The 17033-nt window shown below is 60.1% G+C and carries 13 protein-coding genes; 8 read left to right on the top strand and 5 right to left on the bottom strand.

All coding sequences use genetic code 11. The annotated features are described in order from the left end of the window. Positions 1 to 1935 precede the first annotated feature (1935 nt). Positions 1936 to 3288, bottom strand: a complete 1353-nt coding sequence (locus AACZ26_RS08805; protein WP_339620808.1) for a hypothetical protein — start codon at positions 3286 to 3288, stop codon at positions 1936 to 1938. 427 nt (positions 3289 to 3715) lie between these two features. On the opposite strand from AACZ26_RS08805, the gene AACZ26_RS08810 reads away from it, so the two are divergent. From AACZ26_RS08810 to AACZ26_RS08820, 3 genes are all read left to right on the top strand, one after another. Continuing rightward, positions 3716 to 4063 (top strand): LysR family transcriptional regulator, encoded by a 348-nt coding sequence (locus tag AACZ26_RS08810; protein ID WP_339620810.1) that lies wholly within the window; start codon positions 3716 to 3718, stop codon positions 4061 to 4063. Between the two features lie 205 nt (positions 4064 to 4268). After that, positions 4269 to 4877: a GNAT family N-acetyltransferase gene (locus tag AACZ26_RS08815; protein WP_339621616.1), complete on the top strand. Its 609-nt coding sequence runs from the start codon at positions 4269 to 4271 to the stop codon at positions 4875 to 4877. Positions 4878 to 5006: 129 nt separating this feature from the next. Beyond that, positions 5007 to 5576 carry a GNAT family N-acetyltransferase gene (locus AACZ26_RS08820; RefSeq protein ID WP_339620811.1) on the top strand — a complete coding sequence of 190 codons (570 nt, stop codon included), beginning with the start codon at positions 5007 to 5009 and terminating at the stop codon, positions 5574 to 5576. A 60-nt stretch (positions 5577 to 5636) separates the two neighbouring features. Here AACZ26_RS08820 and AACZ26_RS08825 read toward each other — a convergent pair whose 3' ends face one another. Both AACZ26_RS08825 and AACZ26_RS08830 read right to left on the bottom strand, forming a co-directional pair. Further along, on the bottom strand, positions 5637 to 6638 hold the full coding sequence (locus AACZ26_RS08825) for an NADP-dependent oxidoreductase (protein ID WP_339620812.1): 1002 nt from the start codon (positions 6636 to 6638) through the stop codon (positions 5637 to 5639). A gap of 54 nt (positions 6639 to 6692) precedes the next feature. After that, the gene (locus tag AACZ26_RS08830) at positions 6693 to 7397 is read right to left on the bottom strand and encodes a type 1 glutamine amidotransferase domain-containing protein (RefSeq protein WP_339620813.1); all 705 of its coding nucleotides are present in this window, start codon (positions 7395 to 7397) and stop codon (positions 6693 to 6695) included. 124 nt (positions 7398 to 7521) lie between these two features. On the opposite strand from AACZ26_RS08830, the gene AACZ26_RS08835 reads away from it, so the two are divergent. Next, complete coding sequence (locus tag AACZ26_RS08835; RefSeq protein ID WP_339620814.1) at positions 7522 to 8127, top strand: TetR family transcriptional regulator; 606 nt, start codon at positions 7522 to 7524, stop codon at positions 8125 to 8127. 37 nt (positions 8128 to 8164) lie between these two features. Here the strand turns inward: AACZ26_RS08835 and AACZ26_RS08840 are convergent, their stop codons facing one another. Next, positions 8165 to 9181: a LacI family DNA-binding transcriptional regulator gene (locus AACZ26_RS08840; RefSeq protein WP_339620815.1), complete on the bottom strand. Its 1017-nt coding sequence runs from the start codon at positions 9179 to 9181 to the stop codon at positions 8165 to 8167. A 113-nt stretch (positions 9182 to 9294) separates the two neighbouring features. Beyond that, a complete protein-coding gene (locus AACZ26_RS08845; protein WP_339620816.1) occupies positions 9295 to 10944 on the bottom strand; it encodes a glycoside hydrolase family 13 protein in 1650 nt (549 codons plus the stop codon). A gap of 178 nt (positions 10945 to 11122) precedes the next feature. Here AACZ26_RS08845 and AACZ26_RS08850 point away from each other — a divergent pair, with 178 nt between their 5' ends. The 4 genes from AACZ26_RS08850 to AACZ26_RS08865 all read left to right on the top strand — a co-directional run bounded on the left by AACZ26_RS08850 (position 11123) and on the right by AACZ26_RS08865 (position 17013). Continuing rightward, positions 11123 to 12355, top strand: coding sequence for a maltose ABC transporter substrate-binding protein (locus AACZ26_RS08850; protein WP_339620817.1), 1233 nt, complete (start codon positions 11123 to 11125; stop codon positions 12353 to 12355). A 146-nt stretch (positions 12356 to 12501) separates the two neighbouring features. Further along, positions 12502 to 14115 carry an ABC transporter permease subunit gene (locus AACZ26_RS08855; RefSeq protein WP_339620819.1) on the top strand — a complete coding sequence of 538 codons (1614 nt, stop codon included), beginning with the start codon at positions 12502 to 12504 and terminating at the stop codon, positions 14113 to 14115. 1 nt (position 14116) lies between these two features. Then, positions 14117 to 15028, top strand: coding sequence for a sugar ABC transporter permease (locus AACZ26_RS08860; RefSeq protein WP_339620821.1), 912 nt, complete (start codon positions 14117 to 14119; stop codon positions 15026 to 15028). Continuing rightward, a complete protein-coding gene (locus AACZ26_RS08865; protein WP_339620822.1) occupies positions 15028 to 17013 on the top strand; it encodes a glycoside hydrolase family 13 protein in 1986 nt (661 codons plus the stop codon). The genes AACZ26_RS08860 and AACZ26_RS08865 overlap by 1 nt, the downstream gene beginning before the upstream one ends. Positions 17014 to 17033 lie beyond the last annotated feature (20 nt).

Below are 17033 nucleotides of genomic sequence, written 5' to 3' on the forward strand. Positions count from 1 at the left end.
TCGTTACGAAATCTCGGAAGTGGTAACTGGAACACAGGGCGCTGCCCATAGTGCAATTCGAGAGTTGGGTTTCGCGGGAGGAGTGCTTCCGATCCCATGTCCTCATCTGAGTGCGGACATAAGTCGATGACCGTGAGTTCAGTGAGACTAGCCCTGGACCATGCGGTTGTCCGCACAGTGGCGTTCTGGCGGCCCGCGTTATCAGCTAAGCCCGAAACCTGCGCATGAATTGCGAGATTCGCAGTAAAAGCGTAAACTTCGTCGCCGTCGATTCGGGAGTCTTGGATACTGCTGGTGACGTATTCGATGGGGGATCTCGCCGCGAGAGCGTGAATCTGATTCAGTAGCTGTTGGTACCAGTGCGGCCACTTCTCTCTGCCCCAAAGCAATATTCGCAGGTCGGCGGACTCGTTGGAGCTGGTGATCGCTTCGCTGATCGCTTCAAGCGCGGTCCACGTAGTGGCCTGGTCATTAGACGGCACTGAGGACCCTTCCGGTTAGTGGTTCAATGAGTGAAGGTTAGCGTTGACGCGATTCCGTGAAGTTCCGAATTAGTGAGCGAACTAAAGTCGCAGCTACTTCGTCCGCTCCTCGGTCCAGCGCAGCGCGGGACACAGACTCGTCAGGCAACACATGTACGGGCCCGCTCTCCATAGTCATTGACGCACTGTTACGTGGGGGGTGCCCAGCCACGCCGATCGTCACCATTGATTTCGAGCTCAGCCCGATGCCGATTGCAATTTTGGTTGCTCTTGTCATGTCGAGCTGGCCCACAAGACGAAGCGCTGACGCTACGCGAGCGGTCGCGTCCGCTGAGTCCAAAATCTGGCCCATCTGGTCGCTGGGGAGGCGAAATGCTACGGCTGTCTGTCCGTCCGTTGACACTCTGACGGTCGCGAGTGACCCGCTCCGTACACTGTTCCAACCTCCCGTCGCAGTCGGGGGGACGTTAAGCCGAACTGCGTCACTCGCTTGGTCGATATCGAGCGCTTCAGTGGCACTCACTAACCCTGCGGATCGTACGTGGGATGGGACCCCGGTGAAAACCTGCTCCAGCATGCGCGAGGACAAGAGCTGACCGTCTAAGGGAACGACATGCACTTCCAAGAGGGGGTCACTTGATGAACTTAAACCCCTGTTTGCGTTATTGCCCTCTAGCCAAGCGACATCCACGATGCCGTCGAGTGGTTCGAACTCTAGTAGCCCCGGAGACTGCTCCAAGCTTCTGATTGCTCCAGCCGCAGCTTGCTGCGCCTCAGCGACTGTCTCAAAGAACTTGAAGAATCGACCCGATCCGTAGTCGCCGAGCGCTCTCTCAAACACTTGCTGCTGTTGGTCGAGCTCGACACCTGTTTTCCGAAGAACAAAGCGAGGTTTCCCTAAGCGTTCGGCAGTAGTCCATTCGTCGTGAGTAGCGGAGCGTCCTGTCTCAGGAAAGACGGTGCCGTAGTGCGGGCCGAGAAGAAGGAGGTAGGCATCGCTGGACTCGACCGCTCGAATGCATGCCTCACGACTAGGAATGGGCTGCGCGGTGAAATCTTCGAAGCGCACTGGCTCGTGGCCCATGGCCATGATTAGGCCAGGAAGTGCGTCGCGTTCGGCTTCGAGTCCGTTGCGGACGCTGCTTATAAAAATCTTCACTCTTATATTGTGCTTGAATCCGCCGACAACGTCTCAAGTTCTTGTCGGTACGGATCGTTGTTGCGGCTTCGTGCCCACAACTGCAAAGAGAACCGCGCCGACAGCGTTATAACGCGAGAAGGATAGTTGGCATCGCTGAGCAGTTGTGGATCAAAACCTGTCGTAGCGTGGAACAAGCATAAGTAAATTCGAATATTCCTCAATGACTGCGGCTCTGCTTCGACTGAATGGAAGAGCCGCAACTAGAGATGCCTGAGAATTCGCAGACGGGCCCCCGAAATATGGCCTCACGATTCAAGCGCGCGCTTTCAGCGCGCCAACTACGGATGAAGCCCGCGCAGTCGCTAACTTCAATACGTCGTCGAGGATCACCTGAGCATCTTTTTCAAAGACGGAACTTACAAATGTGTCTAATTGCTTCAAGAATTCCCCACCTTCCACGTAGTGGATCTGATGGCTATTGGACGAAACTCGACGCTCCTCACCTGCTTGTGTCCTGCTGAAGTGGCTTTTGACATCTTCAGACACGGAGTCAGTCGTGACGATAACTGCGTGCGAGGGACTAGTAATGCCCATTTTTGCCCCGAAGGAATATGCGTTGCCGATGCTAAATTCTTTATCCTTGAGTTCAAAAATTGTCAGTTCACCGCTAATGAGAGCGATGCAGTCGATCTCATCCGATCCAAGTTGACACTCAAGCAATATGTAGTGGTTTGGAACGCCCAACGCCTGTAGGCGGTCGCGAACTAGCACGGACATCCATCGGCTTTTATTTAGGAGAACAATGCCCATCGGTGAGACAGAATACAACTCCTGCGCAACTTCTTCGTTGATAGGCTTTCCGCATGCGCACCGCAGTCCGAGGTTGCTGAGCGCGTCCAAATTCGCAGCATCATCATCCAACCGGGCGACCTGGTTTCCACTCGTGCCGCACACCACGACCATCTCCGTGGAAATTATGCCTGCGGTGTGAAGGGCGTCTAGGACGTTTGGAGCTTGCTCTGGGTCGACGGGAACCCGCTTTAGGGCATCCGCCTTAAGGAGCCCTCTAGAGCTTTTGATCGCGATGGCCGTAGACCGCGCGTGTGCGTCTGAGAGAACGAGAGACGCGGCGACGTACTTTTCCTCTGATGGCACCTCCTCTATGAGTGCTTCACTTCGGAGTGCGTCGAAGGAGGAGTTTTTGTAGTGAAAATCAACAGGCGCAATTTCGAAATGTTCAAGGCACAGGGCGCCGATCTCATCGAGATATTCAGTCGCGTTCTCTTCGGACACTGAAACAACCGACACCCTCAAGATGAGTTCAGCGCTTTCATCCAACACTCTCTCGAGGCCACCATCACTAGTTGGAACGAACTTCACCCGTGCACCACGAGTATTCCGGGCGACAGTCATAACCACGAGAGCACTGTCGAAGACGAAAACCTCGCCGTCGATCAGTTCGGTGCGTCGGGAAGAGAACAGGTCTTCGGTGTGCTCAGCACCCCAGTTAAGTGGACTTGACGACGCGCCGAGAATGCCTGCTTGGGATTCCCGCAATGGGCGAACGAGTGGCTTCCAGCGATCACTGAGCGCTGAAATCAACGATACGAACGCGGCTTCGCGTTCGGCTGGAATCTCGGCGCGTCGCATGAGGAGTTTGAGCATGCTAAAAGAGTAGTGCGCTCTCTGAGCGAATATCGGGTTGGAGTTGAACACTTGCTTTGGCCGCGACGTTAGGGAAGGATCCCTGCCTTCGCGCTCCGGCTACGCTTGGTTTTGTGGCTGGATCCCCAGCGTGGCGGGTTCGATTGACCGGCGTGCGAGGGGTGGCTGAGCGGGGCCGCGTGTTCGCCCCTCCGCTGCAACCACGCGCGACACCCGCCCGGCCCGCCACATTCATGGCCCGCTACACCTACTAGTCAGACGCAGTAAAGTGCACAACGCGCGCCCAAACAGATCACGCTCTTCTTTGCGCGGGGTGGAATTTCCCCACGCATCACACACGCGAAGGCCCATCATCGCGCAGATTTAGCAATCAGCTTCCGCCGCCCGGATGGGGCAGGCCACGGTCACAGCGCTTAGGGTGAGGTCAATGGATCATCTTCTGCTCAAGCAGTTCGTCGCCGCCTCGCACGAATTGCACTTTGCGCATGCGGCACGGTCGCTCGGGGTGCCCCGCTCGCAAGTGATCCTCGCCGTCAGGTCGCTCGAAGCGCAGCTCGGATACGCGCTGTTCGACAACGCCGCGCCCACAACGCAGCTCACCCCCGAGGGCGAAGTCTTTCTGGTGGATGCCGAACGGCAGCTCGACAAGTCAGCGAAAGCGGCCTCGGCATCCGTTGCGAAGCCCGGAGGAAAGGCGAAAGCCAACAAAGGCAAAGGGCGGGCGCCCGCTGTCAAAGGAAAGTCGAAGCCAGGCTTTAGGCGTCAGGCACGCTAGCCACCACCGCCACGCTGTGATGGCGTCGGCGTAATTTACTTCGTGTTTACAGCGCTGGAATACCGGTGACCAATTTGTGTCAATAGCTGTGTCAGACTTCAGCAAGAACGAAGATAGGTCCGCTCGACGCATTCACCGGTTCGGTAGATTCATGCTCAGAAATGACGCTCGTCCCGCCCTCACATCGCCCCTGCGCGTGCCGACGATGCACACCGAGCGTCTGCTGCTGCGATCGCACCGGCTGTCAGACATCGACCGCTGGCATGAAATCCAATCAAGCCCTCACATCCGCCGATACACTGCGTGGCCGCAACGCACGCGTAGATCGTCCGTGCGGCAGCTCAAACTGCGAACACGGCAAACACAACTGCGTCGTGTGGATGATGTGCTCGCGATAGCAATTGAGTACGAGGGGGAACTGGTGGGCGAGATCAGTTTGCAACTGCGATCCCTCACGGCGGCGACACGCTGTCTCGAAGTGAGCTGGCTCATCCACCCCGACCATCAGGGCCGAGGATTCGCCTACGAGGCCATGCGCTCAGTTTTGAGCTACGCGAGGGCCACCATCGAGTCCTTGCTTCTCGTCGCGGTTGTGCATCCGGAGAACGCTGCCTCGGTCGCGTTGGCTCACAAACTCAACCTTCACCCTCTGCCGGGCACAGCCGTTCGCACCGTATTCGTAGGCAGGAGTGGGCCGCTTGCTCCCGTTGCCGAGCAGTTCGCGAGCGCACAAAGGGTCGGACTCAACACAAGGAGCAAAAAGCCCGTAGATGCTGAGATGCACTCACTCTCCTCAAGGGAAATGCAGAGGTAAGTCTGATTTCATTGGCGAATGAAGACACCCCCTAAGACTCGTTTCAAGGTCATGACGCGACCTAATGTGACGCAGCAGAGTGCCTTCTCTGCGCCCGGCCGAATAGTGACGACGGGCGGTTACTAATCAGTGTCCCCAGTCAAGCGACCCCGGCTACTCCGAGGCCCTTCACTGGCCACCCCAGTAGTCGTCGAATCAATCAACACAGAGCGACTTGTTCTGCGCCCGCACATTGTCGAAGACAGTGAGCGCTGGTTTGAGATTCAGTCGAACCCCCAAGTTCACGCCTTCACGTCGTGGCCAGAGCGAACTGCTGAAGAGTCCCTTCAGCACCTCAAAGACCGCACCAGCCACGTCGTTCTGAAGCAAGCGGATGACTTTCTCGCGCTCGCCATCGAACACGATGGCGTGCTGGTGGGCGACATCTCTTTGCACTTGAGGTCAGTCGCCTCAGTGACGCGTGCTGCAGAAATCAGTTGGATCCTGCATCCGGATGCTCAAGGCCACGGGTTCGCGCTCGAAGCCGCCACGGCGATGCTCGAGGTCGCGTTCACCCGTCTTGAGGCGCGATTCGTGTACGCCCTCGTGCACCCCGACAACGTGGCATCCGCCGTTCTTGCCACCAAGCTGGGCTTCAGTCTGCTCGTTGAAGCAGCGGATGAGAATGTGTACATCGCGACGCATTCACCGAAGGCATAACGCAGAAATGCACGCCACAGTCTGACTGTGGCGTGCATCCCGCTAGGTGAGGCTCAGTGCTTAGAGGCGCACAAGCGCCTTACCGACGTTGGCGCCCTTCATGAGGCCATTGAAAGCATCCAGAGTGTTCTCGATACCGTCGGTGATCGTCTCGTCGTAGGCGATCTTGCCTGCGCCAAGCCAGCTCTGCATTGCTTCAGCGAACTGAGGAGCGAGGTGGTAGTAGGCACCCATCGTGAAGCCCTTGATCGTGAGGCCACGGGTGACAATGTTGGCGCTGTTCTTGATGCCATTGTCTTTGCCGTTAATGAGAGACATGACGCCACAAATAGCCGCGCGGCCGCCATCCTTGAACGCGCCAAGCGCTGCCGAAAGGTGATCACCACCGACGTTGTCGAAGTAGATGTCGATACCGTCGGGCGCCGCAGCGGCGAGCTGACCATCGATGTCGCCATCCTTGTAATTGAAGGCGGCGTCATAGCCGTACTTGCTCGTCAGCAGCTCCACCTTTTCGGCCGTTCCAGCACTACCGACGACCCGAGCAGCACCAAGCTGGCGTGCGATCTGACCGACCATCGTGCCCACGCCACCGGCTGCACCGGAAACGAAAACAGTATCTCCCTCCTTGATGTGCGCGATCTGCGTGAGTCCCGTCCAGGCGGTGATGCCGTTGAGGCCGAGAACACTCAAGAAGAGCGAAGGCGACATGCCGGGAACGGTGGGGAGCGCCATGAACTGCTCGGCGGGGCCCTGCGCGATGTCGCGCCATCCGAGTTGATGTTGCACGAGCGTGCCAACAGGAAGAGCCTCGACGGTTGACTCGACTACTTCGCCGACAGCAGCGCCCGTCAAGGTCTCGCCCACGTTGTACGGAGCGACATAGGAGCGGCCCTCGTTCATGCGACCGCGCATGTACGGGTCGACAGAGAGGAACGAGTTGCGCACGCGAACCTCGCCAGCGGCGAGTTCTGGCAATTCAATCTCAACCATGGAGATGTTCTCGTTCGTGGGCTCGCCAGTGGGGCGAGAGGCAAGCTGCCATTGGATGCTTGTGGTGGTCATTTATTGCTCCTTGACACGTAAAACGGGTTGGTGGGTGGTGAAGTGTGGGCGCCGTTACGACTTGTCGGCGACGATGCGCTCGGCAACAGCGACGGATGACGCGGGGTTCTGTCCCGTGTAGAGCTGGCCGTCGACTACGACATACGAAGCGAATGGCTCAGAGGCTTTGGAGTACTCAGCGCCGAGTTCGACGAGGCGAGTTTCGACGAGCCACTTGGCCTTGTCGGCGAGGCCACCGATTTCTTCTTCGCTGTTCGCAAAGCCGGTCATTCTGCGACCCTTGAGAACCCAGTCGCCGGTCTTCTTGTCGTTCGCGGCGAGCAGCGCAGCGGGGGCATGGCACAGCACACCAAGAGTGGTGTTGGACTTCACGGCTTCCACAATGAGCTGGCCAGAATCTTCGTTCACTGCGAGGTCTTCCATGGGGCCGTGGCCACCCGGGTAGAAGATGACGTCAAAGTCGCCAGCATTGACGGCATCCAAGCGAAGCGGATGCTGCAGCACGGGCTGCAAGTCGGCAATGCGTGATTCAAATTCTGCGACACGCTCGGTCGAGCCGGCGCCGCCTTCGCTGAGGCTGGCGGGATCAAAAGTGGGGGCTGCACCCGACGGGCTTGCGAGCTGGATCTTCCAGCCGGCTTCGCTGAAGATGCGGTACGGCTCGAGGAATTCCTCTGCCCAGACGCCGGTGGGGTGCTGCGTTCCGTCGGCGAGCGTCCAATGAGAGGCGGCCGAGAGGACCATCAGTACGTTTGTCATAAAAGCTCCTTACCGAAGACAGCGGTTCGTGACGAACCTGTGGTTCTTTACCGAACCATTTGGTTCGACACTACGTCCGCGTGTAGGCTAAGTCAAACCAAAAGGTTCGATTTGGAGGTGTTTAGTGGTTTCGACAGAAATACCGCGTGATCAACTCCGCGGTCGCGAAACAAAACAGCGCGTTCTTGAGGCTGCGGCAGCCGAATTCGCCGAATATGGTGTTGCGGGCGCCCGCATCAACCGCATCGCCGAAACCGCGAAAGCCAGCAAAGAACGCATCTATGCGTGGTTCGGCGACAAGGATGCCCTCTTCGACCACGTCATGCAAACCGGCCTCGATCGACTCGCTCACGCCGTGCCCATTGACGCCGACCTCGTTGAATACACCGTGCGCCTGCACAACTACTTCGTCAACGACCCCTCCGCCGAACGAGTCGCGATGTGGGCCTGGCTGCACGACGCCGCGACCCTCGGCTCGTTCTCCGAAGGGCGTGTCGAGGGATACCGTCACAAGCTCGCGGTGATCGCTGAAGCGCAACAGCGCGGCGTCGTCGACTCATCATGGAAACCCGAAGAGCTGCTCGCGCTGCTGCTGGCCGTCGCCAGCAACTGGGAACGCGCACCGGCAGAACTGCGCTCCATCGGATGTGCCGAATATGCGCACAGCGAAGAAGCTCGGTGCGCTTCAGTGCGACAGGCAGCCCAGCGACTCGTGCAACCGCGCGACTAGAGCGCGAGCATCCGGCCGACTGCGCTGGGAGAGTCGGCTACTCCGGCGGCCGTGCGGTACTTGAGCGCACAATCAAGTCGTAATCGAGAGGAATGTTCTCGGGCACTTCGGCGTGCTTGCCCGGTCGCAACTCGTTCAGAAGGATGTCAACGGCGTGCTCACCCTGAGCGCCCGGATACTGCGCGATCGTCGTGAGCCCAAAGAACGCAGAAAGTTCATGGCCGTCAATGCCAACGATCGAAATATCGCGCGGAACAACCAGCCCGAGGTCACGGGCAGCCAAAATGCAACCGATCGCCATCTCATCCGCCGCCGCAAAAATAGCTGTCGGGCGATCCCGCGGATCACCCAGAAGCTGCTTCGCCGCGTGGTAGCCACCCTCAATCGTGAAATCGGCCCCCGAGAAGTACTCAGGCTTCGGCTCAATGCCCGCCTCGCGCAGCGCCATCTCGTAACCCACCCGACGGTTTGTCGGAATATGGAAATCGAGATCGTACGTCTCGGAGCCACCCATGTGCGCGATGCGGGTGTGGCCGAGCGAGAGCAGATGCTCAGTCGCCAGCCGAGAAATCGCAATGTCGTCGAGCGTCAACGTGCGAATACCCTCAAGCGGCCCGCCCACCCCCACGACAGGTTTGCCGAGCGCGTGTAAAGTTGCACTTTCTTGCGGCGAGAGCTCGAGGGCGATCGCAATAATGCCATCAATGCGTTGGCGCTGAAGCGACACCTCAAACACACTGTCACGCTCAGCGGTGCCGCCAGACAGGTTATAGAGCGTCACGTCATAGCCGTGTCGCATCAATGCTTGTTGCGCGCCCTCCACGGCTGCGGTGAAAAACCAGCGTGCCAAATACGGCACCATCAGGCCAACGTTCTTCGTGCGACCGGAAGCCAAGCTTGAGGCACTCGACGACACCACATAGCCCAGCGCGTTCGCCGCATCCGCCACTTTTTCGCGTGCCTTCGCGGAGACCGGGCCATTGCCACTCAAGGCCCGCGAAACGGTCGCTGTCGACACCCCGGCACGCCGAGCAACGTCTTCGATGCTGACCATCAGTTGCCCTTCATTGGATGCTGACGAGAACGGATGCCGCCCCGAGAAGCGGACTCGCCGTTGCTGATTCTATCGACCGGTATTCATTCGCTGGTATTCGGTGCGCGACTGGTTCAGGCTCTCAGCCACACTGTCGTGTCGGCGGGCAGCTCGTTGTCGCCGAGGGGACCGCTTGCCAGCAGCACGTCGCCGGCAGGCAAAGTGACCGCAGAGTCTCCCGTGTTGGCGTAGACGAGCACATCGGAGTTGCGCAACGCAAGCACGGTGTCGGCACCAGCGTCGAGCCATTCGATGGTTCCGGTGGCGAGTTCGTGAGCCCGGCGAAGTGCCAGCGCGAGCCGGTACATCGTGAGCGTTGAGCCTTCAACGCCGCGCTGCGAGTCACGAGCGAACGGCGCCCAGTCGCTCGGCTGCGGTAGCCACGATGCCGCGGTGGGGCCGAATCCGAACGAGGGGGAGTTCGCCTCCCACGGGATCGGCACGCGGCATCCGTCTCGACCATAGCGTTCGCCATTGGTGCGGAACCAGGTGGGGTCTTCGCGGGCGTCATCAGGAAGGTCGATAACCTCGGGAAGGCCGAGTTCTTCACCCTGGTAAATGTAGGCGCTGCCGGGAAGAGAGAGCATGAGCGCCGTGGCTGCCCGAGCTCGACGAAGCCCCAATTCAGGAATCGGAAGGCCTGCCGACTTAGGCCCGATGCCGTGTCCCTGTGGGTTCTCCGCAGTCAGAGCGAGGCGCGAGGCGTGACGCACAACGTCGTGGTTCGACAGCACCCAGGTGCTTGGAGCTTCGACCTCGCTAAATGCGCTGATCGAGGCGTCAATGACGGCGCGGAGAGGTTGCGCTGTCCACGGGGTCTCAAGGTAAGGAAAGTTGAAGGCCTGATGCATTTCGTCGGGACGAACCCACTTGGCCATATCGGTCAAAGGGTCAACCCAGGCTTCAGCGGCGAGGATGCGCTCACCCTCATAGCCGTTGAGAATCTCGCGCCATTCGCGGTAGATCTCGTGCACACCGTCTTGCGCCCAGAAGGGTGCGCGAGTCGCGTCGGAGCCGCCCATGCTTCCCGCCGCGTCGGGGGCAGTCCAGTCGGGGAGCCCGTCGGCCTTGACCATTCCGTGGGCGACATCCACCCGGAATCCGTCGACACCACGGTCGAGCCAGAAGCGAAGAATGTCGCCAAACTGATCGCGGACCCAGCGATTCTGCCAATTGAAGTCGGGCTGGGTGCTGTCGAAAAGGTGCAAGTACCACTGGCCGGGCGTTCCGTCGGGGTTGGTTGTGCGCGTCCAGGCGCGACCGCCGAACACCGATTCCCAGTTGTTGGGTGGAAGCTCGCCGTTCTCGCCGAGGCCGTCGCGGAACACGTAGCGGTCGCGCTCAGGGCTGCCAGGGGCAGCAGCAAGCGCTGCTTGGAACCAGACGTGCTCACTCGAGGAGTGATTGGGAACGAGGTCGACAATGACGCGCAGCCCCAGCTCGTGGGCGCGACTCGTCATCGAGTCAAAGTCATCGAGGGTTCCGAAGAGGGGGTCAACATCGCAGTAGTCAGCAACGTCGTAGCCGGCATCCTTTTGCGGAGAAGTGTAGAACGGCGAAAGCCAGACGGCATCGATGCCGAGTTCTGCAAGCTCGGGAAGACGATCGCGGATGCCGAGCAGATCACCCATGCCGTCACCGTTAGCGTCGGCGAACGACCGAGGGTAGATCTGGTAAATAACTGCGGAACGCCACCATTCGGTGTGCTGAAGCACGGAAGTCATAGCCGCCACACTATCGCTATCAGGCTCGGAATCTAAGCGCTTCCACATCGTTGTGTCCATTTCTTCCTCGGAAACTAAAGAAATTTCCTGAGGAGGTGCTTGCTGAAAAGTGTCTACAAGAGGTATACATGGAAGCGCTTGCAGTTTGCAATGCTTTCACTGACGAAAGGCAGCACCAATGAGGGTGAACAACAAAGGACTGTGGGCCGTAGGCGCACTCACAGTTACTGCATCGCTGGCACTCACCGGATGCACAGCAGCATCCGACTCAGCAGATAACGGCTCCGGCAACGGTGGCTCGCTCACCGTGTGGGTCGACGCCGACCGCGCCGCCGTGCTCAAAGACGCCGCAGCAGACTTCACCGCCGAGACTGGCGTCGAGGTCAAGCTCGTACAAAAAGAATTCGGTGACATTCGTGACCAGTTCATCGCCCAAGCCCCCACAGGCAAAGGCCCCGACATTGTGATCGGTGCCCACGACTGGCTGGGAACCTTCGTGACCAACGGTGTCGTTGCGCCCGTTGAACTCGGCGACAAAGCGGATGCCTTCCAAGACGTCGCCATCACCGCGATGAGCTACGAAGGCCAGGTCTACGGCGTTCCGTACTCGATCGAGAACATCGCTCTCGTGCGCAACACCGCTCTCGCGCCCAGCACCCCGGCGACCTTCGATGAGATGGTCACGATGGGAAATGCGGCCGGAACCGAGTACCCCTTCCTGGTCGGACTCGACCCCGAAGCTGCTGACCCGTACCACCTGTACCCCTTCCAGACCTCGTTCGGTGCTCCCGTGTTCGGCACTGACGCCGACGGAAGCTACGACTCAGACGCACTCGAAATCGGCAACGCCGGTGGCGACAAGTTCGCTGCGTGGCTTGGTGAACAGGGCGCAGCAGGAGTGCTCAACACGAACATCACCGGCGACCTCGCCAAGGAGAAGTTCATTGCGGGAGAAGCACCCTTCTACCTCACCGGACCGTGGAACGTACCCGCAGCCGTCGAAGCAGGCATCGACGTTGCGATCGACCCGATCCCCTCAGCAGGTGGAGAAGACGCCCAGCCCTTCGTCGGGGTGCAAGGCTTCTTCGTCAGCGCCAAGAGCGAAAACGCCCTCGCCGCAAACGAGTTCATCGTGAACTACATGGGTAGCGAAGAAGTGCAGACCGCTCTCTTCGAAGTTGGCGGACGCGCACCCGCGCTCATGGCATCCTTCGAAGCAGCAAGCGCCGACCCGATCGTTGCCGGATTCGGTGCCGTTGGTGAGAACGCAGTGCCCATGCCCTCGATTCCTGCCATGGGAGCCGTCTGGGAATTCTGGGGAGTAACCGAAGCCGCCATCATCAACGGTGGTGACGCAACCTCGCTCTGGCAGAAGATGTCGGGCGACATTCAGACCGCTATCGCTGGATAGCGCACGGTGGCCGTCCGTCTGCAAGCGGGCGGCCACTTCCTTCCGCTCGTGCACTGACCAAGCGGTGCCGCGCTCGCGGGCCGCCCCGCGCACCACGCACCACGCACCCCACGCCGCACACCACACGCCTTCAACGGAGAACTCTTGTGACGACACCCCCCGAGACTGACCCCGGCCCCCTCCGGCAGTCTGCCCGCTCGAAGCGCGCAACCAGAATTGCGGATGCCGCATCCGGCGGTTGGAAAGTCGTCGCCGTCAAGATCCTCGGTCTCGGCATCGTCGACGCGATCGCGATCTATGCGCTCTTCGTGCTCGTGCGCAGCGAATCGTGGCTCGTGGCTGGACTCGTCGTTGCGGTCACGTTGCTCGTCAACTGGATCTACTTCTCCCGCGGCAAGCTTCCCGCGAAATACCTCGCGCCGGGCCTCATCTTTCTTGCCATCTTTCAGATCTTTGTGCTGCTCTACTCGGGCTACATCGCCTTCACGAACTACGGCACGGGTCACAACTCCACCAAGGAGGATGCGGTCAACGCGCTTCTGCTGTCGTCGCAGAACCGAGTGGATGACTCACCCACCTATCAACTCACCGTGGTCGAACAACTCGGCGAACTGTCCTTTCTCGTCACCGAGCCCGACGGCAGTGTCAGCCTCGGCGGCGAGGAACGCCCACTGACCGAGGTGCGCAACGCCCAGCTTGAAGGCGGTGTTGCGGTCGGCCTCGATGGCTACACGACACTCGGATTTCAAGACATCCTCGCGCAGCAAAGCGCAATCGCGTCCATCAGCGTGCCCCTCACCGACGACCCCAATGACGGAATGCTGCGCACCCCCGACGGTTCAAGCGCCTTCCTCTACACATCATCACTGGAGTACGACGAAACCGCAGGCACGATGCGGGACACGAACACGGGCATCACCTACTCCGATATCGGTACCGGTGCCTTTACTGCTGATTCCGGCCAAGAGCTGCTGCCGGGATGGAAAATTGAGGTCGGGCTCGACAACTTCGTGCGCGCGTTCAGTGAGGAATCCATCCGTGGTCCCCTGATTAGCGTCACCGTGTGGACCTTCGCGTTCGCGTTCCTTTCGGTCTTCACTACGTTCGCGCTCGGCCTGTTCTTGGCGATCGTGTTCAACGACAAGCGGATGAAGAGCCGCAAGTATTACCGGATCATCATGATCTTGCCCTACGCCTTCCCGGGGTTCTTGTCGGCGCTCGTGTGGGCCGGAATGATGAACCAAGAGTTCGGCTTCATCAACACTGTGTTGTTGGGCGGGGCCGAAGTGCCCTGGCTGACGAACGAGTGGCTCGCCAAGGGGTCGGTGCTGTTCGTGAACCTGTGGCTCGGCTTTCCCTACATGTTCCTCGTGACGACCGGCGCTTTGCAGGCGATCCCCGAAGAACTCACCGAAGCCGCGACGGTCGACGGCGCCAAACCGTGGGCCATCTTCCGTTTCGTGAAACTGCCCCTGCTGTTGGTCTCTGTCGCCCCGCTGTTAATCTCCTCGTTCGCGTTCAACTTCAACAACTTCAACCTCATCTACATGCTCACCAACGGTGGGCCACGCGATGTCTCCGCTGGCGTGAATGTTGGCGCAACCGACATCCTGATCTCGATGGTCTACAAGGTTGCCTTCGTGGGAGCCAATCGTGATTACGGGCTCGCGAGTGCGTTCGCGATCATCATCTTCATTCTGGTGGCGGGCATCGCAATCATCAGTTTCCGTCGCACGAAGTCGCTTGAGGAGTTGAACTGAGATGACAACAACAACTCAGAAGCAGAACCCGGATGTCGCAGCCGTCGGGAATCCGAAGCGACCCTTCACGCGCTATTTCCGCGAGACTGGCTGGCGACACCTCATCGGAATCGCCATGTCGATCTTTGCGGCGTTCCCGCTGCTCTATGTCTTCAGTGCATCTCTCAACCCGGGCGGCACTCTTGTGACGGCCAACTCGCTCTTCTCGAACTTCAGTTTCGAGAGCTACGTGGATCTCTTCAACCGGCCTCAACAGCCCTACGCAGCCTGGTTCGGCAACACCCTGCTCATCGGCGGGATCTCTTCCGTCGGCACCGTCTTCCTCGGGGCTCTCGCGGCATATGCATTTTCGCGTATGCGCTTCATCGGGCGTCGCGTCGGGTTGTTGACGCTGCTGCTCGTGCAGATGTTCCCGCAGTTGCTCGCCGTCGTCGCGATCTTCCTGTTGCTCTCCGGAATCGCCGACATCTTTCCCGCGATCGGGCTCAACAGCCAGATCGGACTCATCATGGTGTACCTCGGTGGCGCGCTGGGAGTGAACACCTACCTGATGTACGGGTTCTTCAACACTGTGCCGTCATCCATCGATGAAGCGGCGAAGATCGATGGCGCGGGCCATGCGCGTATCTTTTTCACGATCATCCTGCGCCTTGTCGCGCCGATCTTGGCGGTCGTCGGTCTGCTGTCGTTCGTGGGCACTACGAGTGAGTTCGTGATCGCCAGCATCGTGCTGATCGACCCGGACAAGCAGACGCTCGCGGTGGGCCTCTACCAATTCGTGTCGCAGGAGTTCTCCCGCAACTGGAGCATCTTCGCTGCGGGTGCGGTGCTCGCCGCGATCCCCGTGATGACCCTGTTCTTGTTCCTCCAGAAATACATCGTCGGCGGTCTCACGGCAGGAAGTGTGAAGTAATGGATGCCCTCCTGCCGCACCACGATGGATCGCCACTCCACGTCTCCACCCAGACTCCCGCGCTCGGCGACACCGTAACGGTGCGGCTTCGCGTGCCTGTCGGCTATGGCCCGCTGAAGGCGGTGCGGGTGCGCGAGAACCCCGACCATGAACCGCGCTGGACGGGTGCTCGCCTCACGGGCACCGCTGCTGGTTGGGACTGGTGGGAGGCCGAGCTCGTCGTAGAGAATCCGCGTCACGGCTATCGCTGGCTGCTCGTTCATGACGCAGCAGAAGCGGGGCGGGGAAATGCGGGACGCGTTGAGTGGCTCAACCAGAGTGGTGTGCACTCGATCGAGACGCTCGACGCTGAAGACTTCGCGCTGCTCGCGACCTCTGCCGCTCCCGACTGGCTCCCGGAAACAGTGATGTATCAAGTGTTCCCTGATCGCTTTGCGCGGTCGGCCGCGGCCGACACTCACGCGAAGCCCGAGTGGGCGATTGCTGCTCGCTGGGATGAACCCGTCGACCCGGTGCTGCCGGGGCGGTCGCAACAGTTCTATGGGGGTGACCTCGACGGCATCACCGACCACCTCGACCACCTCACCTCGCTCGGCGTGACGATGCTGTACCTGACGCCGATCTTTCCCGCGCGTTCGAATCACCGCTACGACGCCTCGAGCTTCGTGGATGTCGATGAACTGCTGGGCGGCCGCAAAGCGCTCATCCGGCTGGTGGGGGAGGCCCACGCTCGCGGCCTCAAGGTCATCGGAGACCTCACGACGAATCACTCGGGCGATGCGCACGAGTGGTTTCAGGCCGCACTCGGAAAGCCGGAAGCGCCCGAGGGCGACTTCTACTACTTCACGAATGATGAACACACCGAATACGTCGGCTGGTTGGGCACTCCGACGCTGCCGAAGTTCAACTGGAACTCGACCGAACTACGTCGCCGCTTCATCGAGGGTGACGATTCGGTCGTCGCGCATTGGCTGAAAGAGCCCTACAACTTTGACGGCTGGCGCGTAGATGTCGCGAACATGACCGGTCGGATGGGGGCGGAGGATCTCAACGAGGAAGTGCGGCAGATCATCCGTCGCACCATGGAAGACGTGAACCCCGACACAGTGCTGTTGGCGGAGTCGACGAACGATGCCGCGAGTGATCTGCAGGGTGATGCCTGGCACGGAGCGATGACCTATCCCTCGTTTACCCGCCCGGTCTGGGGCTGGCTGACTGAACCGGGTGACACCGCGCATGTGACGGCGGACGGTTCGGTAGACCCCGAGGCATGGTTCTTTGGGCAGCCGATCGGCGGCATTCCTCGCTTGAGCGCGCGCGACTTTGCGCAAATGACAGTGCGGTTCACGGCTAGCATTCCGTGGCGCATCCGGCTCGGCAACATGAATGCCCTCAATACTCATGACACCGCCCGATTCCGCACTCATGCTCCCGCGGAGAATGTGCCCTTGGCGCTCGCCCTCTCGGCGACGCTGCCGGGAGTGCCCGTTGTATTCGCAGGCGACGAATTTGGGCTGAGCGGCGACGACGGCGAAATGTCTCGCACGCCTATGCCGTGGGGAACCGAAAACGATCCCGCGGTCGCTCCTGTCCTTGAGCTGTACCGTCAGTTGATCGGGCTGCGCCGTGAACTGCCGGCGCTATCGCACGGCGGTCTGCGCTGGTTACACGTCGACGACGATGCTCTGGTTTTCGTTCGCGAAGATGCCGATGCGACTGTGCTCGTTGTGGTGGCGCGGTCGCCGCTGACGGTGACGCTGCCGTCGAACGCGCTCGCCGTGGCTGGGCTTGCTGTGGCGACGGACTCTGCGCACGGCGCGGCAGCTGTATCCGGGCACGCTTCAAGCGGGGCGGATGTCGCAGCACCCGCGTTCCTCGCCGGCGACGCGACTCTGGCATCCACTCCCGCCGGACTCTCGCTCTCGGCGGCCGCCCACACTTGCGCTATCTGGACTCTGCCCGGCGTCGAGCACCCCGTCGCTTAGACAGAACCTGGCGCTTACCG

The sequence above is a fragment of the uncultured Salinibacterium sp. genome (genome assembly GCF_963974405.1).
In the GTDB taxonomy this organism is placed as follows: Bacteria; Actinomycetota; Actinomycetes; order Actinomycetales; family Microbacteriaceae; genus Rhodoglobus.